This window comes from Cupriavidus sp. F041, from assembly GCF_057814235.1.
This window is the reverse complement of the sequence record NZ_JBVASY010000002.1, coordinates 3,276,307-3,296,214: the sequence shown is the minus strand read 5'-3', so window position 1 is coordinate 3,296,214 and position 19,908 is coordinate 3,276,307. Positions and strand designations below refer to the sequence as shown.

Here is a 19,908-nt window from a genome sequence, read left to right as displayed (position 1 = left end):
TGGCTGCGCATCCCTGCTGTGTTTGCAAGCCCTGTCTTGTAGGGAATCAGTTGCCTCGCTGGAGGCTGCGGCAGCCTCGACTCCGTTGCAAGTTATCGCAGCAGAGACGCCGCCTTACCTTGCCATCGGTTCGCTTCCTGGCGCATCGAAAGTGCCTGTGGAGGCACAGTTAATCCATCCCGAAACCGAAAAGTGAACCCCCAAGCGCGACGCATTGAGTTTTCCTCCCTGCTAGCTGGCCTGGTCAGCCTCGTTTTTTTGTTCTTGTGCGGTTGTCAACAGCGAGACAACGCTTCGTCGGGCGCAGCCGTGCCGGCCAGGACCTCCATTACAGCGTTGATATGGGCGCCGGACTGGCCGGAGGAGATGCTCCAGATTGCCGCTGAATTCAGCAAACTCAATCCAGACGTCCGCGTGAATGTGCAGTTCATGGTCGGCAATTCGGTCGAAGAGAATATCAAGCCCCGGATTGCTTCTGGCAACTTGCCGGATCTGGTGAGTGTCAACCCGAACGCCTATGCGGCTGAATTGGCCGATCAAGGCATCCTGGCAGACGTGAGCGCGACGTCGGCATGGAGCAACATGCTCGGCCCTCTCAAGGGTGACTGGACCAGTCGCCAATCCAGGCGTTTTGGCATTTCCGGCGGAGTGGCTACAACGCTGATCTATTACAACAAGGCACTGTTCGCGAAGGCTGGGATCAAGGAACTGCCAACCAATTTCCCAGAGTTCCTGATGGTTTGCGAGCGGCTCAAGCTTGCGGGCTTGACACCCATCATGTGGAACGGCGGCTTCCCGAACATGCTCGGCAACGGCCCCTTCAGCTTCGGCTTTGGCAACAATGTGGTGGCGCGCGAGCCAGATTGGAAGCAGAAGATCGGTGATGGCACGCTGGACCTGAACACGCCTCAGGTAGCAGATGTTTTTGCCAGGATTGCGCTGATGCCGCAACGTGGTTACGTACAAGACGCCTTCATGGCGACGGATTACGATGAAGGCATACGGCTGTTCAAGGAAGGCAAGGTCGCGATGGCTTTTCACGGCAGTTGGGCAGCCGGCCCTTTGCTGCACGGCAACCGTTTCGAGGTTGGCGTGTTTATTCCACCCTGGAACGCGCCGGGCAAGCGGGTGGTGCCTGTGATCGGCAGCGAAACCGGGTTTGCGGTGTGTGAGACGCCCAACAAGGCCGCAGCCATGCGTTTTCTCGAGTTCATTGCCGGGAAGGGGTTCTCCATTCTCCAGAGAAAACGCCAGAACATCCCCCCATTCAAGCAAGTCGCGGGAACGCTCTTAAGCGATCAGAAGATTGTCGACTACACAAACATGGTCAGCCGCTATCCGGTGACCGTCAGCCCATACTATTCGGTTCTACCCTCCAACTCAATCGAGCAGCTTCATCGATTGATGCAGGAAGTGCTGGTCAGGAAGATCACGCCCAGACAGGCAGCCAAGCTCCTCGACGAGTCTGTCAAGAATGAAGCAAAGATGCACTACCGATGAGCTCAATCATAGGTTCGCTGCGAAGCGCATTCGCATATCTTTCGCTGGACCTGCTGCGCCGTGTCGAAATTCGCTACCGGCTGATGACTGCGTTCATCCTGCTGTCGCTGATACCGATACTTATTTCAGGCTACATATCGTATGTGGAGTCGACCGCCGCGATCAAGGAGAAGGCGGAGGTATTCTCGAAAGAGATGGTCAAGCAGGTATCCAAGAACATCTCGTTGCGGATGGAGCAGATCGAGACGGAAAGCAGCCTTCTTGTGCTCTCTGATCGCGTTCAAGGCGCGCTGACAAGCGTTGTGGATGGCAGTGCAAAGGAGCAGAGCGAGGCGCGCCAGGATATGACCCGCCTGCTCCTGCAGCACTACGGAGCGGTTGACTTCATCAACCAGAAGTATCTGCTCGACAAGAACAACCGGATCCTGGACACCCAGGTGTTCGCGCAGCTGAGCCGGGGTGCGCTGCGTCTGGTCAAGCAGGCTCCTGATCGCAATGGCCGGCCTTACTGGGGCAGTTACGACAACGGCGTCGGGCAACAAAATCTCGGGATGGTGCGTGCCATCATCGGCAAGAGCAACAATCGGCAGATTGGCAATCTGGTTCTGGTCATTAGCCCCGAGCATTTTTCGACAATTTTTGATGACGTCGCCCTGGGGAGCGGAACGGAAATCTACGTTCTCGATGCCGGCAACAACAAAGTGGTTGTCCGCGCCGACGGCATTTCCACGAACACCGAGGGGATGGCCGAGCCTGACCTGATCAAAAAAATCGGGAACAACGAGCTACACGGGGAGCCGAGTGGATTCGTCGACTTCGAGGGCAAGCGCGAGGGGCGCTACCTTGCCGCGTACGCAGCAATTCCCGGCACGACATGGTTTGTCGTGAGCACAATCCCTGAAAGGAAGTTGACGGCAGAGGCACAGTCCGTGCGCAATCAGATCGTACTGGTTGGCATCTCCGGGTTCCTGCTTTCGATCTTCCTGGCCTACTTCATTTCCCACAGCATTTCGGCACCGCTCAAAGAGCTGGTGCGAAAGATGCACGATACCGGGAGCGATGCGGGAGCCGAGGCGGAGGCGCTTGCGCGCACGGATGCCGGCGGCAAGGATGAACTTGGCAGACTCGCGCAGCGTTTTGAAAGAATGAGTGGGGCGATCAGCCAGAAGATCCAGAAGATCAACGAGATCAACGCCTCCCTTGAGCAGACCGTCGTCGAGCGAACAGCGGAACTCGTCTCCAGGGAGCAGGAGTCGCGAACGTTGATTGAGAACTCTCCGGACACGATTACCCGCTACGACCGAGACCTCCGCCGTACTTACGCCAATCCCGCCTTCTGTGCCTCGGCAGGGTGCACCCTCGGCGAATCGCTCGGCAAGCGGCCCTCAGAGGTCCCCGGCGGCGCTAACGCGCTGGTCTACGAGGAGAAGATCGCCGACACCATTTCAAGCGGGAGAAGTGGGCAATTCGAGCTGAGATGGCTCAGCAGGGATGGACGGGAACATTGCAGCCATATCCGCCTGACTCCAGAGATTGACCGGTCGGGCAAGGTGAACTCGGTGCTGGCTGTGGGTCGTGACTTATCGGACCGGATGGCATTCGAGGCGACAATCTGGAAACAGGCCAATTTCGATGCGCTGACCCATCTTCCGAATCGCCAGATGTTTCACAGCCGTCTCGAGCAGGAAGCCAGCATGGCGCATCGCTCCCGGCAGCGTATGGCCTTGATGCTGATCGACCTGGACCGCTTCAAAGAGGTCAATGACTCCTTGGGACACGACACAGGAGACATCCTGCTGATCGAGGCCGCCAGGCGCATCATCTCATGCGTGCGCGAATCGGACATCGTCGCTCGCCTTGGCGGTGACGAATTCACCGTCATTCTGCCCAACATGGACGATACCGAAAGCATCGAACGGATCGCAAAGACCATCATCCACAAGCTGGCCGAGCCCTTCAAGCTCGGCGCGGATGAGACCTTCATTTCCGCCAGCGTCGGCGTCACACTTTATCCCGACGACACCAGCGAACTGGATGTCCTTTTCAAGAATGCAGACCAGGCCATGTATGCGGCCAAAAACGCCGGGCGCAACCGTTTCAGCTACTTCACGCCCGACTTGCGTGTAGCGGCAGAAAAGCGCCTGCGTCTCACCAGCGATCTACGTGCCGCCCTGCCTGGCGGACAGTTCCAGGTCTACTATCAGCCCATCGTCGACCTGGAGACCGGGGAGATCTACAAAGCCGAGGCACTGATCCGCTGGCTGCACCCCGAACGCGGCACGATCAATCCGCAGGATTTCATTCCATTGGCCGAAGACACGGGGCTCATCGTTCCGATCGGGGATTGGGTGTTCAAGCAGGCCGTGCACCAGGCCCGTCAATGGCGCGGCCGATTCCATCCGTCTTTCCAGATCAGCGTCAACATGTCACCGATGCAAATTCGGCAAGACGGCCTGGTTTGCAATCAATGGTCCGACTATCTCGTTCGGGAAGGGATGCCGGGGCAGAGCGTTGTGGTTGAAATCACCGAGGGCCTGTTACTCGACGCCGAACTGAATGAGAAGCTGCTGACCTTCCGTGATGTGGGAATCGGGATCTCGATCGACGACTTCGGCACTGGTTACTCGTCCCTGGCCTATCTCAAGCGCTTCGACATCGATTACCTCAAGATCGACCGCTCGTTCGTACATAACCTCGGCTTTGATGGCGACAATCAGGCGCTTTGCGAGGCAATGGTCATGCTGGCCCACAAACTGGGATTAAAAGTCATTGCCGAGGGCGTGGAGACGACCGAGCAACGTGATTTTCTCATCGCCGTGGGCTGTGATTTTGCCCAGGGCTTTTTGTATTCCGAGCCGGTTTCGCCTGATCAGTTTGAGGTGTTGGTGTGGCCGAATATCGAGGAAGGGTCTGGCGGTCCGGCTTGCGCCACGCTTTAGTGACTGAAGGCGCCAGCCCGTGCCGAACATGCAACATTTGGGCTTCACCCGGTTGGGGGGGGGCGACTCAATCCGAACCCCCGAGCAAGAAGCGAAGGGCATCGCGCCACCAGGCATCGTCTACCCGCTCGAACCAATCGTTGTGCTCGGCACCAGGCACTACACGCAATTGCCTCGGCGCTACCAGCCCCTTATGCAGTGCGACGCCAAATTGTGCCGGGACGATGCTGTCACGCTCGGCAACCACCACCAAAACGGGCCGGGTGAACGACGCCAGGTTGGCTGCACTGTCGTAGCGATCCCGCAGCAGCCACGACACCGGCAGCCAGGGATAGTGGTAGCCGGCAACATGTTGCAGCGTGTCCCATGGCGTGATCAGCATCAGGCCTGCTGTCTTGTCCCGCTGGTGCGCGCCCGCCGCCGCCGCAACGCCGGCCCCCAGCGATTCGCCGATCACCAGCAGCGGTGCGCCATATTGGCGATAGGCCTGCGCGATGATCTGCTCGGCGTCGTTCACCAGGCTGACTTCGCCCAACGGTCCCGGGCGCGGTCCGTAGCCTGGATACTCGGCGAGAATCACGCGTACGCCCTGGGGCGCCAGAGCCGCGGCGTACGCTCTGCGGTGACCGGCATGTCCGGCATTGCCATGGAACACAATCGCGGTGGCACGCACTGGCCCGGTGGGTTCTGCGAGCAAGCCCTTGAAGTCTTGCGAAGACGGCCAGGCCCTTAGGCCGCCGGCAACCAGTTCTGGTAACTCAGCCTTAGCGGGGAAATACAGGAACTGATCCTGCAGGGCTGCAAGGGCAGGGGAAGGCAAGAGACTCCCGAGCCATAGTGCAAGCCCGGCGGTTTTCATTGCCATGCGCATTGCTGTGGTTTGGAGTTGCCGGCAGCGACCGCGCCGTTCCCTGCCGATGGCGTGGCTGGGCTGGCGCACTGACGGCTGCGTTGGGACGTTCATCGGTATCTGGGCATCCCTTCCCATCAGGCAGCGCCGGCCCCATGCGGTTTGTGCTGCGGCACCATCGGATTCTGCTGACCGGGTGTCACGGATTCGTAGCGACTGAACTGGATCGTGTAGTTGCCGTGACCGCCCGTGATGTTGTTCAGGCGCGACTGGTCGTCGGGCGTGTCGAGCGGATCGAAATCGCACATCGTGGTGCGGCGCCCGACCAGCGAGGTTTTGCCGCACCCCGCGTTCCCCAGCAGGGCGACTGTTCGAATTGCATCGGGACTATAAAGCATGGTCGCCCTGGTCCGGCAATGGCAGTTAGACCATTATTGGCGATATAGGGCGGGAACGCCATGTGGGGTAATGGCCGACCTGGGGCGGGCCGGCGACGATGTAAGCCATGCGAGCATGTGAAAGGGGGGGCAAGCAGGAGCCTCCTCCCTATTGCACCGCACAACGATCGTTTCGTCCCTGCAGATGACCCGGCGATGCCTTCATGGCGGCGTCGCCGCGGTTTCTGCTGCCAGCAGATTCGCATCGCGCGTGAGCCGCCAACGCCCCTCGGGGTCTTTGCGAAGGATGGTGAGCGTATAGCCGGAGCGGTGGATGGCTGCGCTGCCGCCAGGCGGCGTGACGGTCATGCGGATATGGTTTCGGAGATAGGCCCAGTTGCCCAGGACTTGTACTTCCTGGATGTCGTAGGTGCCGTCGATCTTGACGTTCTTCATGCCTTCCGTGGCTGCCGCGAACTCCTTCTTACCGAATGGCGGCCGGCCGGGGACCATGAAAATGACGTCGTCGGTCATTAGGTCCAGGACGGTGGCGAGGTCGCCGGCCTTGCTGGCGGTGAACCATGTGTCGACTACATCGCGAATGGCGCGTTCGTCTTGGGTCATGTTGGGTTGCTCCGAACCTAGGATGGGACATAGGGGACGGGGGCGCCTATGCCGAACGTTAGCTCAAGCCATCGGCCACTATTGCTGCATGAGCATCAGGTTCAGGTTCTGAACCGCGGCGCCGGATGCGCCTTTGCCAAGATTATCGAAAACCGCCGACAGCAGGACGTGCCCGTGTTCCATGTTAGGAAATACGCTTAAGCGCATGTCGTTCGTACCGTTCAGCACTTGCGGATCCAGGTGCTTTAAGGAGCACGATTCGTGCAACGGCAACACACGTACGTGGGCCGCCTCGGCATAGTGGCGTGCGAGGCATGCGTGTAACGTGGCGCCATCCACGTCGGGCGCCAGCAGCCGCAACTCCAAGGGCACCGTCAGCACGATGCCCTGGCGGAACGCACCCAACGCAGGGACGAAGATGGGACGCTGCGCGAGCCCGGCGTGCTGCTGGATCTCCGGGGTGTGCTTGTGTGCGAGTTCCAGACCATATACCTGGTATGAAGGCGCGTTGACGACACCCTGCCCCTCATGTTCCTCCACGCCGGCACGCCCGCGTCCGGAGTAGCCCGACACCGCATGAATGCTGATAGGGTAGTTGCCTGGTATGAGCCCAGCCTGCAACAGGGGGCGCAGCAAGCCAATTGCACCGGTCGGATAGCAACCGGGATTGGTGACCCGACGTGCGTTCGCAATGCGCTCAGCCTGTCCCAGCGTCATTTCCGGAAAGCCGTATGTCCAGTCCGGCTGTGTGCGGTGGGCGGAACTTGCGTCGATTACTCTGACGGCAGGATTAACAATGGCGTCCACTGCCTCGCGCGCGGCGGCATCAGGCAGACAGAGGATGGCGATGTCGCAGGCGTTGATGGCTTCTGCGCGACGCCGCGGATCTTTGCGTTCCGCAGCGGCAAGCGTGAGCAGTCTAAGGTCGGTCCGGTTGCGCAGCCGTTCGTGGATTTGCAACCCGGTGGTGCCTTGGTCGCCGTCGATGAAAACAACGGGAGAGCTCATACGTGGAATACTCCGGTGACTGTGGGTTGTAACAAGTAGAACGAGCCCCTATGTTCCATGGACCGCTAGAATAGAGAAAGTTGTATTTCATAACGTGAATATTCAGTTTTCCTGAATCTGGACGCCGACATGCGAGAGATCAGCCTGGACCGTTTGCGCACTCTGGTCGCCATTACCGACCGTGGCTCATTTGCCGATGCGGCGCGTGCATTGCACTTGGCGCCGCCAACGGTCAGCCTCCACATCGCTGAACTCGAAGACCGCATTGGGGCACCACTCCTGTCACGGAAGCGCGGACATGTAAGGCCGTCGGCGATAGGAGAGGTGCTGGTGGAGCGCGCGCGTCGACTGCTGGCCGATGCGGAGCAGGCGTTGGACGATATTCAACGCCAGGTGCAGGGGCTCGAAGGGCGCGCGCGGCTCGGTGCGTCGACTGGCGTGATCGCGCACCTGTTGCCGCAAGCGCTTGAGGTGCTGCGCCAGCACCATCCCGCTATCGACATTCAGGTTGCAGTACTCACTTCGCATGAAACGCTGTCCCGGCTGGCGGATGGAACGCTGGATGTTGGGCTGGTCGCACTGCCTCAGCCCCCGGTGGCTGGACTCGTGATAAAGCCTTGGCGCCGCGACCCCGTGATGGCCTTTGTGCCGGCGCATTGGCGGTGTCCGGCCCGCGTCACGCCTGAATGGCTCGCCGCCCAACCTCTCATTCTCAATGACGCGACCACGCGTCTCTCGCGTCTGACTGCGGAGTGGTTCGCGACCGGGGGGCACCATCCTGCGCCGCGCATTCAGCTCAACTACAACGACGCGATCAAGAGTCTGGTAGCGGCAGGTTACGGCGCAGCGCTGTTGCCCCATGAGGCCACTACGCCGTTACCCGACAGGCGCATTGTCATGCGTCCGCTGCGCCCGGCGTTGTGGCGTCGGCTCGGCATCGCACATCGTGCGGGGTACGTTGAGCGTTCCACGCAACACGTACTTGATGTGTTGTGGGATCTGCGATTGGCGTAGGAGTTGCCATTTTCCGCTTCGGTTCGTTCTCTCTGGGACAGTAGCCTTATTGCACGCCACGACGAACGAATGGCCGGTTTGTAGAAATTGGACTGACCGGATTGGGTCGACAACGGAAGTTCGGAGCTGAGTCGGGTCGATCGAGCGCTGGTCGGCGACGAACTTCCGGGTTCGGCCAGTTTGCGACGATCCCAACTATCGTTGCTCAAGCCATCTGTGCTTGCCTTTACTTCTAACAACTGAAAGCGCTTTTCACCATGCGGAATTCACTCCGAATTTCCGCAGTGGTTTGTTTTCGTTTCTCGAAAACGCGTTCCACATCACGAAATTAAATGCCTATCTCATTGAAAAATAAGGATAAACCAACTCTTATGTCTTATATAAGACTTCGCCGTGATGCGCCAGAAGCGCCATACAATGATTCCACGCTGCTTGCTTCGACATCCGTAGCGGCACACGCAACCCTTTCTTCAAACGCGCTTAGGAATTTCGTATGGCCCAGTATCAAGACGACATCAAGGCAGTTGCTGGCTTGAAAGAGAACCACGGCAGCGCATGGAATGCCATCAACCCCGAGTATGCCGCCCGCATGCGTGCCCAGAACAAGTTCAAAACGGGCCTGGACATCGCCAAGTACACCGCCAAGATCATGCGCGCCGACATGGCCGCCTACGATGCCGACTCGTCCAAATACACCCAGTCGCTGGGTTGCTGGCACGGCTTCATCGGCCAGCAGAAAATGATCTCCATCAAGAAGCACTTCAACAGCACCGACCGGCGCTACCTTTACCTGTCCGGCTGGATGGTGGCCGCGCTGCGCTCCGAGTTCGGCCCGCTGCCGGACCAGTCGATGCACGAAAAAACCTCCGTCAGCGCGCTGATCCGCGAGCTGTACACCTTCCTGCGCCAGGCCGACGCACGTGAACTGGGCGGCCTGTTCCGCGAACTGGATGCTGCCCAAGGACCTGCCAAGGCCGCCATCCAGGAAAAAATCGACAACCACGTCACCCACGTTGTGCCCATCATCGCGGACATTGACGCGGGTTTCGGCAACGCCGAAGCAACGTACCTGCTGGCCAAGCAGTTCATCGAAGCGGGCGCATGCTGCATTCAGATCGAAAACCAGGTGTCCGACGAGAAGCAGTGCGGCCACCAGGATGGCAAGGTCACCGTGCCGCACGAGGACTTCCTGGCCAAGATCCGCGCCATCCGCTACGCCTTCCTGGAACTGGGCGTGGACGACGGCATCATCGTGGCCCGTACCGACTCGCTGGGAGCTGGCCTGACCAAGCAGATCGCCGTGACCAACACGACGGGTGACCTGGGCGATCAATACAATTCCTTCCTCGATTGCGAGGAATTGTCGGCCGACGAACTGGGCAATGGTGACGTCATCATCAAGCGCGACGGCAAGCTGCTGCGCCCTAAGCGCCTGCCTAGCAACCTGTTCCAGTTCCGCGCCGGCACGGGCGAAGCGCGCTGCGTACTGGATTGCGTCACCGCACTGCAAAACGGCGCTGACCTGCTGTGGATCGAGACCGAAAAGCCGCATATCGCCCAGATCGGCGGCATGGTCAGCGAGATTCGCAAAGTCATCCCGAACGCCAAGCTGGTGTACAACAACAGCCCATCCTTCAACTGGACCCTGAATTTCCGCCAGCAGGTGTATGACGCGATGAAGGCCGCGGGCAAGGATGTGTCGGCATACGAGCGCACCCAGCTGATGAGCGTGGAATACGATCAGACCGAACTGGCGAAGCTCGCCGACGAAAAGATCCGGACCTTCCAGGCCGATGCGTCGCGCGAAGCAGGTATCTTCCATCATCTGATTACGCTGCCGACCTACCACACCGCCGCACTGTCGACCGACAACCTGGCCAAGGAATACTTCGGCGACCAGGGCATGCTGGGTTATGTGGCTGGCGTGCAGCGCAAGGAAATCCGTCAGGGCATCGCCTGCGTCAAGCACCAGAACATGTCCGGCTCGGACATCGGCGACGACCACAAGGAGTATTTCAGCGGCGAAGCAGCCCTGAAAGCGGCAGGTAAAGACAACACCATGAACCAGTTCTGATACCTGTAGTACGCCCCAAACATAGCGCCAACCCAAAACGGGTTGGCGTTTTTTTGTGCGCCCGGCAGGGCGCACTCACTTGAGGGCTGCAGCACTTCCTTTTGCAGTTGCCCGCGATCGCGCATCAACTGGCGGGACGCTTCGTCCTGCGGCGACGGGACGTGCACCACGTGCGACGACATAACATTCGATGCCGCGCGCTTGCAGCGCGCGACAGATCCAGAACGCGTCCTGGCCGGCCTCGTAGCTGACCACGGTGCGCACGCCGGCCGGCAGCGACCATTTGGCCTTGTGCGCTTCGATCAGGCCCAGCACCGCCTGCAGGCGGGCGGCGGCTTGCGGCTGCGCGATCGTATGCACGGCCGGCTGCTTGCGCCGGCCATCGTGCAGCGCAACCTTCCACTTGCTGGCGGCCAGCTCCAGTGACACCGCCAGCACAACCTGTTCGGAATGCGTCAGGTATGTCTGATCCGCGCGCATGATGCTCTCCTTGTAGCAGGGCTCGAACGACTGATTTTATCGCTCACGTCCGGCAGATCTCCCCGCTACATAGGATCTACAAGCGCAACGGCACGACCACGCTGTTTGCCGCGCTCAACGTTACCGGGTGCAAGGGTTGCTTTGAGGTAGGGGAGGAGGGGGCTTGTGGCAGGGTGAGACGCGTCGCTCTTGCGGGCTCCCGCCCTCTCCTCCGCCGGCGGGAGAGGGGAGACAACAGAGCGGAGGTTGAGAGGCTCTGGTGTCTTTGAGCCGAAGCGGCGAGCGCCGCCCGGCTTGTCAGCGTGCTACAGCTTACTTAATACCCAGGCGCCACAACGAAGTCACTTCAGCCGCCCGCGCAGCATGCAGCGGGTCGGTCATATCCGTAGCCTTCGGATGGCTAGGCTTCACTTCCAACCGCCCCAGCACCTTCAACCCAGCCTCATCAATCCACGCCAACAACTGATCCCGCGAACGCAGCCCCAGGTGTTCAGCCAGATCAGACAGCAGCAGCCAGCCTTCACCCTTCGGTTCCAGATGATCAGCCAGCCCGGCGATAAATCCCTTCAGCATCTGGCAATCCGGGTCATACACCGCCCGTTCGATCGGCGAGTTCGGACGTGCCGGCACCCACGGCGGGTTACACACCACCAGCGGAGCACGGCCTTCCGGGAAGAGGTCCGCCTCAACCACCTCCACCTGCGCAGCAGCTTTCAGGCGGTGGATGTTATCGCTGGCGCAAGCAAGCGCGCGCGGGTCCATGTCGGTGGCGATCACGCGCTTGACGCCGCGCTGGGCCAGCAGTGCGGCCAGCACGCCGGTGCCGGTGCCGATATCGAAGGCGAGGTTGAGGGCGCCGGCGGGTAGCTGGGCCTTGGCGACCAGGTCGATGTACTCGCCGCGCACCGGCGAGAAGACGCCGTAGTACGGATGGATACGCTCAGCAAGCGCCGGAATATCCACGCCTTTCTTGCGCCACTCGTGCGCGCCGATCAGCCCGAGCAGTTCGCGCATCGATGCCACATACGGGGCATTGACTTCGCCATAGGCTTCCAGGCACGCTTCGCGCACATCGGGCGAGCGGCGCAGGGGCACCAGGTGGTCGGCGTCGAAGGGCAGCAGCAGCATGGAGAGCGTGCGGGCGCGCTGGGATTGGGCCTGGCGGTGCAGGTGGAAGGCTTCGGTCGGGGTGGGCTTTGCCTTGGGCACCTTGGAGGCCTTGGCGGCCTTCTTGGGCTTGTCGGCGCGGCGGGCCAGCGCTTGCAGCAGCTGGCGGGCGTTCTGGAAGTCGCCGCGCCAGAGCATGGCGGTGCCTTCGCAGGCGAGGCGGTAGGCGGTGTCGCCGGTGGTGGTGTCGTCGGCGATGACGACGCGCTTGGGCGGCGGCGCGCCGGCTTCGGAGCGCCAGTTCGCGCTGCGTTCTTCGCCGTTTTCGGTCCAGTGGATGGTGGCTTGCTCGGTCATCAGTTTCTTTCTGGCCACTTGTGGCGGCCAATGGGGTTGTGCGGATAAGTCTGGCCAACGTGGGCTGGCCATTCAAGGCGATCCGGCCCCGCCGCGCGCCGGCTGGCAAGCCGGGGCGCCCTGGCAGGGCTGGCATGGCGCGGCTGGTGGCGTTCCGGTCAGCCGCGCTGGATTGGGTGCTTCAGAGTTCGTAGGCTTCGTGCTCGCCCGACATGGCTTGTTCTACCAGCTTGCGGTTCAGCGTCGGGGAGAATAACTCAATAAAGGTATACACAAAGCTGCGCAGGTAGGCGCCTTGCTTGACTGCCAGATGCGTCACATTGGTGCCGAACAGGTGTCCGGCGGGAATGCCGCGCAGGTTGCGGTCGCGCTCGGCGTCGAAGGCTACGCCGGCAACGATGCCTACGCCAAGGCCGATTTCCACATAGGTCTTGATCACGTCGGCGTCAATGGCTTCCAGGATGATGTCGGGCTTGAGGTGGCGCAGTTCGAAGGCTTTGTCGATCTTGGGGCGGCCGGCGAAGTTCGGATCATAAGTGATGATGGGGTAGCCCATCAGGTCTTCCAGCGCCAGGTGCTTCTTTTCCAGTAGGGGATGGTCGGGCGGCGTGACGACCATGTGCTGCCATTGGTAGCCGGGCAGGGAGATCAGGTTCTTGTCGGCGGAGATCCCTTCCGTGGCGATCCCGATGTCGGCATGGTCGTGCAGCACCATGTCGGCGATTTGCGTCGGATTGCCTTGTTGTATGGAAAGGCGCACTTTTGGGTAGCGCTTGGCGAACTCCGCGATCACCCGGGGCAGGGCGTAGCGCGCCTGGGTGTGGGTGGTGGCGATGGTGAAGTTGCCCTGGTCCTGGGCGGCGTAGTCCTTGCCCACCCGTTTCAGGCTTTCCACTTCCTGCAGGATCTTCTCCACCGACTCCAGGATGCGGCGGCCGGGCTCCGTCAGGCTGCGGATGCGCTTGCCGTGGCGGGTAAAGATATCCACGCCCAGCTCTTCCTCAAGCTCGATGATGGCCTTGGAGACGCCGGGTTGTGATGTGTAGAGCGCTTTTGCAGCTTCGGTCAGGTTGTAGTTCTGGCGTACGGCTTCGCGCACAAAGCGGAACTGGTGCAGGTTCATATATCCGTGTTCGTATAAACAAACAACTTCTTATTAGTTTGAGATATGAGGCCAGTTTATTACGATTCTCGAACTTTGTTAATGAACGGTCGGAACCTCCGCGCACGTGCCTCGTTTCCAGGCAGTCCCGGATGCTCACCGGCCCGGTGAACCCCAATGTCTCTTGCCTATACCGTTTCCGGTCTGCTAGTAGGCGTCCTCGTCGGTCTGACCGGGGTCGGCGGGGGTTCGCTCATGACGCCGCTGCTGACCCTGCTGTTCGGCTTCTCGCCGGCCACGGCGGTTGGCACCGACCTCGCCTTCGCCGCCATCACCAAGGGTTTCGGCACGGTGGCGCACCGCGCCCACGGCCATGTGCAGTGGCAGGTGGTGCGCCGCCTGTGCATCGGCAGCCTGCCGGCCGCGGTGGTGGCAATCCTGGTGCTCAAGAGCGCCGGTGAACTCAACGCGCAGTGGCTGCACGCGATCCGCCTGACCATCGGCGTGTCGGTGATCCTGACGGTATTGTCGCTCCTGTTCCGCAAGCAGATGCTGGCGTGGCTGGCACGCAACCCGCGCTTCCAGCTCGAAGGCCGTGCCCAGGCGGTTGCCACCGTGGTGGTGGGCGCCGTGATCGGGGTGCTGGTGACGGTGTCCTCGATCGGCGCGGGTGCCGTGGGCGCCACGCTCATTCTCCTGCTGTATCCCCGCATGAAGCCGGCCGAGGTGGCTGGCACCGATATCGCCTACGCCGTCCCGCTGACGGCGCTTGCCGGCCTGGGCCACGTCTGGCTCGGCACGGTGAACTGGACGCTGTTGCTGGCCTTGCTGGTGGGTTCGATCCCCGGCATCTGGCTGGGCGCGCAACTGTCGCGGGCGCTGCCCGAGCGGCTGGTGCGCGCCGCGCTGGCTACCACGCTGACGCTGGTCGCCATCAAGCTCGTCTCCTGAATTCAACGAATACTGAACGGACCCACACCATGTATCAGTACGACCAATACGACCAACGCATCGTCAACGAGCGCGTAGCCCAGTTCCGTGACCAGGTGCGCCGCCGCCTGTCGGACGAACTGACCGAGGAAGAATTCCTGCCGCTGCGCTTGCAGAACGGCCTGTACATGCAGCGCCACGCCTACATGCTGCGCGTGGCGATTCCGTACGGCCTGCTGTCGAGCAAGCAGATGCGCATGCTGGGCCATATCGCGCGCGAGTATGACCGCGGCTATGGCCACTTCTCCACCCGCCAGAACATCCAGTACAACTGGATGGAACTGGAGCGCGTGCCCGATGTGCTGGCCGAACTCGCCAGCGTCGAGATGCACGGCATCCAGACCTCCGGCAATTGCGTGCGCAATATCACTACCGACCACTTCGCCGGCGTCGCGCCCGATGAGTCCGTGGACCCGCGCGTGCTCGCCGAACTGCTGCGCCAGTGGAGCACCTTCCAGCCGGAATTCGCGTTCCTGCCGCGCAAGTTCAAGATCGCCATCTCCGCTTCGGCCGACGACCGCGCCGTGGTGCAGATGCACGATATCGGCATCTACGCCTACCGCAACGCCCAGGGCGAAACGCGCCTGCGTATCCTGGCCGGCGGTGGCCTGGGCCGCACGCCGATCCTGGGTTCGGTGATCAAGGACGACCTGCCGTGGCAGCACCTGCTGTCGTACGTGGAATCGGCCATTCGCGTGTACAACCGCTATGGCCGCCGCGACAACAAGTACAAGGCCCGCATCAAGATCCTGGTGAAGGCCATCGGCGCGGAGAAGTTCGCGCAGGAAGTCGAGGAAGAATGGCAGCACAGCAAGGATGGTCCCGCGACCATCACGCAGGCTGAGTTCGACCGCGTGGCGCAGTACTTCGCGCCCCCGGCCTACGACAAGCTGGCCGATACCGATGCTTCGTATGAAAAGCACCTGCTGGAAGAAAAGGCCTTCGCCCGCTGGGTGAGCCGCAGCGTGCATGCGCACAAGGTGCCCGGCTACGCCGCGGTCACGCTGTCGACCAAGCCCGGCCCGGCATCGCCCCCGGGAGATGCCACCGATGCGCAGATCGACCTGGTGGCCGACCTGGCCGACCGCTACGGCTACGGCGAGCTGCGCGTGGCGCACGAGCAGAACCTGGTGCTGCCGGACGTGCGCAAGCGCGACCTGTACGCGCTGTGGCAAGAGGCCAGGAAAGCTGGCCTGGCTACCGCCAACATCGGCCTGCTGACCGACATCATCGCCTGCCCGGGCGGCGATTTCTGCTCGCTGGCCAATGCCAAGTCGATCCCCATCGCGCTGGCCATCCAGGAGCGTTTCGACAACCTGGACTACGTGCACGACCTGGGCGAGATCTCGCTGAACATCTCGGGTTGCATCAACGCTTGCGGCCACCACCATGTGGGCAATATCGGCGTGCTGGGTGTGGATAAGGACGGCGAGGAGTGGTACCAGGTCACGCTGGGCGGCGCGCAAGGCAACAAGAGCGCCATCGGCAAGGTGATCGGCCCGTCGTTCAAGGCCGACGAAATGCCCGACGTGGTGTCGCACATCATCGACACCTTCGTGGCCAACCGCCATGACGACGAACGCTTCATCGACGTGCTGGGCCGTATAGGCATCGCCCCGTTCAAGGAACGCGTCTATGCCGACAAGCAGCGCGAACGCGCCGAAGCCTGAGCACCGGAGATAAACGACATGGCAAAGATTATTCAACTGCAACGCGGCGAAGGCGCCAGCCCGGTCCCGGTCATCATCGATGACGCATGGACCGTGCTGCGCGGTGCCGAGGGCGCGGCCCTGACCGACGAACAAATCGTCGCCGCCGCGCAAGGCACGGATGCCGTGCTGTTCCCGCTGACCGCATGGCTGGCGCACAAGGACGGCGCACTGGCCGGCCGCGCGGCCAACATCACCGGCATCTGGCTGGCGCCGGAAGACGAGCCGGCCGACGCGCAGGCCGCGTTTGCCAGCGTGGCCGTGGTGGCGGTGGATTTCCCCGTGTTCCGCGATGGCCGTGGTTTTTCCACCGCCTATCTGCTGCGCACCCGTTACAACTGGAAGGGCGAGCTGCGCGCCGTCGGCGACGTGCTGCGCGACCAGCTCAATTTCATGAAGCGCTGCGGCTTTGACACCTTCGCTGTGCGCGCCGATAAGAACATCGACGACGCCATCAAGGGCTTCACGGAATTCACCGTGGCCTACCAGGCGTCGGTGGACGAGCCGCTGCCGCTGTTCCGCCGTAACCGCGCCGAAGCGCTGGGCAAGGAAACGGCATGAGCGAGATTGCTATCGTCGAGGCTCCCGTCTCTTCGCTGCGTCCCCCGGCGCTGTGGACCGCGCCGGAGTACACCGGCAGCGTGGCGGATCTCGAAGCCAAGGAGCGTGAGCTGGGCCAGCGCCTGGCGCAAATCGCCGGCCGCTTCTTTCGCGCCCGCTTTGCCTCCAGCCTGGCGGCCGAAGACATGGTGGTGACCGATGCGATCCTGCGCGGCTCCGAGCAGGTGCGCGCGGGCATCCGCGTGTTCACGCTGCAAACCGGCCGCCTGCACGCCGAGACGCTGGCGGTGCTGGACGAAGTCAAGGCGCACTACGGCTACGACATCGAGCGCTTCACGCCGGACCCCGAGGCTGTCGAGAACTACCTGAAGAACCACGGGCTGAACGCGTTCTACGACAGCGTGGACCTGCGCAAGAGCTGCTGCGGCATCCGCAAGGTGGAGCCGTTGAACCGCGCGCTGTCGCATGCGGACGCATGGCTGACCGGCCAGCGCCGCGAGCAGGCGGTGACGCGCTCGGAGCTGCCGTTCGAGGAAATGGACGAAGCGCGCGGCATTCCGAAGTTCAACCCGCTCGCCGACTGGAGCGAGGCCGAGGTGTGGGCTTACCTGAAGCGGCATGACGTGCCGGTCAACGCGCTGCATGCCAAGGGCTACCCCAGCATCGGCTGCGAGCCCTGTACGCGCGCCGTGCGCGCCGGCGAGGATGTGCGTGCCGGACGGTGGTGGTGGGAGAGCAAGGACTCGAAAGAGTGCGGGCTTCACGAACAGAACATCAAGCATTGAGGCCAGACGAAATGGGCATCATGAACGAACTGACTGGCGCGCCGGAAGTGGCGCACCTGCTGCAAGTGCAAAACGATCACCTCGACAAGCTCGAGGCGGAATCCATCTACATCATCCGCGAGGTGGTGGCGGAGTGCCGCAACCCGGCGCTGCTGTTCTCGGGCGGCAAGGATTCGATCGTCATGCTGCATCTGGCGCTCAAGGCATTCCGCCTGGGCGACCGCAAGACCGAACTGCCGTTCCCGCTGGTGCATATCGATACCGGCCACAACTACCCGGAAGTGATCACTTTCCGCGACCAGCGCGTGGCCGAGCTCGGCGCGCGCCTGGTGGTGGGCCATGTGGAAGATTCCATCAAGCGCGGCACCGTGCGCCTGCGCAAGGAAACCGACTCGCGCAATGCCGCGCAAGCCGTGACCCTGCTGGAAACCATCGAAGCCAACAAGTACGACGCGCTGATGGGCGGTGCCCGCCGCGATGAAGAAAAGGCGCGTGCCAAGGAACGCATCTTCTCCTTCCGCGACGAGTTCGGCCAGTGGGACCCGAAGGCCCAGCGCCCGGAACTGTGGAGCCTGTATAACGCCCGCATGGCCACCGGCGAACAGATGCGCGTGTTCCCCATCTCCAACTGGACCGAGCTGGACGTGTGGCAGTACATTGCCCGCGAGAACCTCGAACTGCCCCCGATCTACTACGCGCATGAGCGCGAAGTGGTGAGGAAGAACGGCCTGCTGGTGCCGGTGACGCCGATCACGCCCAAGCAGGACGGCGACGTCAGCGAAGTGCTGTCCGTGCGTTTCCGCACCGTGGGCGACATCAGCTGCACCTGCCCGGTTGCCAGCGTTGCAGCCTCGCCGATCGAGATCATCGCCGAGACGGCCGTGACCGAGATCACCGAGCGCGGCGCGACGCGGATGGACGACCAGACGAGCGAAGCGTCCATGGAACGCCGCAAAAAAGAAGGCTACTTCTAACCCGGACGCATAGGCGGGCACATCGCGTCGTTGCGAGAATGCTCGTGTACCAATGTACACGTCGCCCTCACGCGCCTAGCGCTGCCTCCCGCCTATGCGCCGGAGCGAGCGCTGCGAGAGGGAAGAAGAAAGGATTTGAAATGAGCACCCAAGCAACACACCAAGGCCTGCTGCGTTTTATCACCGCTGGTTCGGTCGACGATGGCAAGAGCACGCTGATTGGCCGCCTGCTGTATGACAGCAAGGCTGTGCTGTCCGATCAGCTGACCGCGCTGACCAAGGCCAAGAACAAGCGTACCGCCGGCGAGCAGATCGATTTCTCGCTGCTGACCGATGGCCTGGAAGCCGAGCGCGAGCAGGGCATCACCATCGACGTGGCTTACCGCTACTTCTCCACCGCGCGCCGCAAGTTCATCATCGCGGACACGCCGGGGCATGAGCAGTACACCCGCAACATGGTGACGGGCGCGTCCACCGCGCATGCCGCCATCGTGCTGGTCGACGCCACCCGCGTGACCGTGACCGGCGGCCGTGCCGAACTGCTGGCCCAGACCAAGCGCCATTCGGCCATTCTCAAGCTGCTGGAACTGCAGCATGTGATCGTGGCGGTCAACAAGATGGACCTGGTCGAGTTCAGCGAAGAGCGCTTCAACCAGATCCGCGACGCTTACACCGAGCTGGCTGCCCAGCTGGGCCTGAAGGACGTGCGCTACGTGCCGGTATCGGCGCTGCGTGGCGACAATATCGTCAACGCCAGCCAGGCCATGCCGTGGTACCAGGGCGAGCCGCTGCTGCCGCTGCTCGAAGCGCTGCCGGTGGAAGAAGCCGCGTCCGAAGGCGACGATGCGCTGCGTTTCCCGGTGCAACTGGTGATTCGCCAGGACGGCGCCCAGGCGGACGATTTCCGCGGCTATGCCGGCCGGGTCGAGGCCGGCACCGTGCGCGTGGGCCAGAAGCTGCGCGTGCTGCCGACCAATCGCGATGCCGTGGTGGCCGAGGTGCTGACGCCCAATGGCGTGGCCGAATCGGCCAGCGTTGGCGAGACCGTCACGGTGCGCCTGTCCGAAGATGTGGATGTGTCACGCGGTGATATGTTCGTTGCCGCCGGTGCGGACAGTGTTTCAGCCAAGAAGCTGACCGCAGACCTGTGCTGGTTCGACGACGAATCGCTCAACCCGGCCCGCAAGTATGTGCTCAAGCACACCACTGCCAGCGTGTTTGCACGCGTCTCGTCGGTGGACCGCGTGCTGGATGTGCACACGCTGTTGCACGAAACCGGCCGCCACGACATCGGCCTGAACGATATCGGCTCGGTGCAGCTCTCGCTGCAAAAGCCCATCGTCTGCGATGCATACGGCGACAACCCGGCGACCGGCGCTTTCGTGCTGATCGACGAGGCGACCAACCACACGGTGGCCGCAGGCATGATCCGTGCATTCGCTTAAGGCGAATGAACT

The 19,908-nt window shown here is 62.0% G+C and carries 16 protein-coding genes and 1 pseudogene; 10 read left to right on the top strand and 7 right to left on the bottom strand.

Going from position 1 to position 19,908, the window contains the following annotated elements:
- Positions 1–264: 264 nt before the first annotated feature.
- Together ACZY0R_RS32590 and ACZY0R_RS32585 are read left to right on the top strand one after the other, a co-directional pair.
- The gene (locus ACZY0R_RS32590) at positions 265–1,500 is read left to right on the top strand and encodes an ABC transporter substrate-binding protein (protein WP_488866303.1); all 1,236 of its coding nucleotides are present in this window, start codon (positions 265–267) and stop codon (positions 1,498–1,500) included.
- A complete protein-coding gene (locus tag ACZY0R_RS32585) occupies positions 1,497–4,439 on the top strand; it encodes a bifunctional diguanylate cyclase/phosphodiesterase (RefSeq protein ID WP_488864282.1) in 2,943 nt (980 codons plus the stop codon). The genes ACZY0R_RS32590 and ACZY0R_RS32585 overlap by 4 nt, the downstream gene beginning before the upstream one ends.
- Before the next feature lie 67 nt (positions 4,440–4,506).
- Here the strand turns inward: ACZY0R_RS32585 and ACZY0R_RS32580 are convergent, their stop codons facing one another.
- The 4 genes from ACZY0R_RS32580 to argC form a co-directional block, all read right to left on the bottom strand.
- On the bottom strand, positions 4,507–5,298 hold the full coding sequence (locus ACZY0R_RS32580; protein WP_488866301.1) for an alpha/beta hydrolase: 792 nt from the start codon (positions 5,296–5,298) through the stop codon (positions 4,507–4,509).
- A 128-nt stretch (positions 5,299–5,426) separates the two neighbouring features.
- Positions 5,427–5,687 (bottom strand): hypothetical protein, encoded by a 261-nt coding sequence (locus ACZY0R_RS32575; protein WP_488866424.1) that lies wholly within the window; start codon positions 5,685–5,687, stop codon positions 5,427–5,429.
- Positions 5,688–5,888: 201 nt separating this feature from the next.
- Positions 5,889–6,290: an SgcJ/EcaC family oxidoreductase gene (locus tag ACZY0R_RS32570; RefSeq protein ID WP_488864280.1), complete on the bottom strand. Its 402-nt coding sequence runs from the start codon at positions 6,288–6,290 to the stop codon at positions 5,889–5,891.
- A 78-nt stretch (positions 6,291–6,368) separates the two neighbouring features.
- Positions 6,369–7,298, bottom strand: a complete 930-nt coding sequence (argC, locus tag ACZY0R_RS32565; protein WP_488864278.1) for an N-acetyl-gamma-glutamyl-phosphate reductase — start codon at positions 7,296–7,298, stop codon at positions 6,369–6,371.
- A gap of 129 nt (positions 7,299–7,427) precedes the next feature.
- On the opposite strand from argC, the gene ACZY0R_RS32560 reads away from it, so the two are divergent.
- On the top strand, positions 7,428–8,312 hold the full coding sequence (locus ACZY0R_RS32560) for a LysR family transcriptional regulator (RefSeq protein WP_488864276.1): 885 nt from the start codon (positions 7,428–7,430) through the stop codon (positions 8,310–8,312).
- A gap of 493 nt (positions 8,313–8,805) precedes the next feature.
- Positions 8,806–10,386, top strand: coding sequence for an isocitrate lyase (locus ACZY0R_RS32555; protein WP_488864274.1), 1,581 nt, complete (start codon positions 8,806–8,808; stop codon positions 10,384–10,386).
- An 86-nt stretch (positions 10,387–10,472) separates the two neighbouring features.
- Here ACZY0R_RS32555 and ACZY0R_RS32550 read toward each other — a convergent pair.
- The 3 genes and pseudogenes from ACZY0R_RS32550 to ACZY0R_RS32540 form a co-directional block, all read right to left on the bottom strand.
- Positions 10,473–10,866: pseudogene (locus ACZY0R_RS32550) on the bottom strand (IS110 family RNA-guided transposase); the annotation flags it as partial.
- Between the two features lie 312 nt (positions 10,867–11,178).
- The gene (locus ACZY0R_RS32545; RefSeq protein ID WP_488864272.1) at positions 11,179–12,330 is read right to left on the bottom strand and encodes a 50S ribosomal protein L11 methyltransferase; all 1,152 of its coding nucleotides are present in this window, start codon (positions 12,328–12,330) and stop codon (positions 11,179–11,181) included.
- 181 nt (positions 12,331–12,511) lie between these two features.
- Positions 12,512–13,453: a CysB family HTH-type transcriptional regulator gene (locus ACZY0R_RS32540; protein ID WP_488864270.1), complete on the bottom strand. Its 942-nt coding sequence runs from the start codon at positions 13,451–13,453 to the stop codon at positions 12,512–12,514.
- 156 nt (positions 13,454–13,609) lie between these two features.
- Here ACZY0R_RS32540 and ACZY0R_RS32535 point away from each other — a divergent pair, with 156 nt between their 5' ends.
- From ACZY0R_RS32535 to ACZY0R_RS32510, 6 genes are all read left to right on the top strand, one after another.
- Positions 13,610–14,383: a sulfite exporter TauE/SafE family protein gene (locus tag ACZY0R_RS32535; RefSeq protein ID WP_441625396.1), complete on the top strand. Its 774-nt coding sequence runs from the start codon at positions 13,610–13,612 to the stop codon at positions 14,381–14,383.
- A gap of 29 nt (positions 14,384–14,412) precedes the next feature.
- Positions 14,413–16,092 (top strand): nitrite/sulfite reductase, encoded by a 1,680-nt coding sequence (locus tag ACZY0R_RS32530; RefSeq protein WP_488864268.1) that lies wholly within the window; start codon positions 14,413–14,415, stop codon positions 16,090–16,092.
- An 18-nt stretch (positions 16,093–16,110) separates the two neighbouring features.
- Positions 16,111–16,692 (top strand): DUF934 domain-containing protein, encoded by a 582-nt coding sequence (locus tag ACZY0R_RS32525; protein WP_488864266.1) that lies wholly within the window; start codon positions 16,111–16,113, stop codon positions 16,690–16,692.
- Positions 16,689–17,477, top strand: a complete 789-nt coding sequence (locus ACZY0R_RS32520; RefSeq protein ID WP_488864264.1) for a phosphoadenylyl-sulfate reductase — start codon at positions 16,689–16,691, stop codon at positions 17,475–17,477. The genes ACZY0R_RS32525 and ACZY0R_RS32520 overlap by 4 nt, the downstream gene beginning before the upstream one ends.
- A gap of 11 nt (positions 17,478–17,488) precedes the next feature.
- Entirely contained in the window at positions 17,489–18,451 is a 963-nt protein-coding gene (gene cysD, locus ACZY0R_RS32515) for a sulfate adenylyltransferase subunit CysD (protein ID WP_488864262.1), read from the top strand.
- Between the two features lie 140 nt (positions 18,452–18,591).
- A complete protein-coding gene (locus ACZY0R_RS32510; protein ID WP_488864260.1) occupies positions 18,592–19,896 on the top strand; it encodes a sulfate adenylyltransferase subunit 1 in 1,305 nt (434 codons plus the stop codon).
- Positions 19,897–19,908 lie beyond the last annotated feature (12 nt).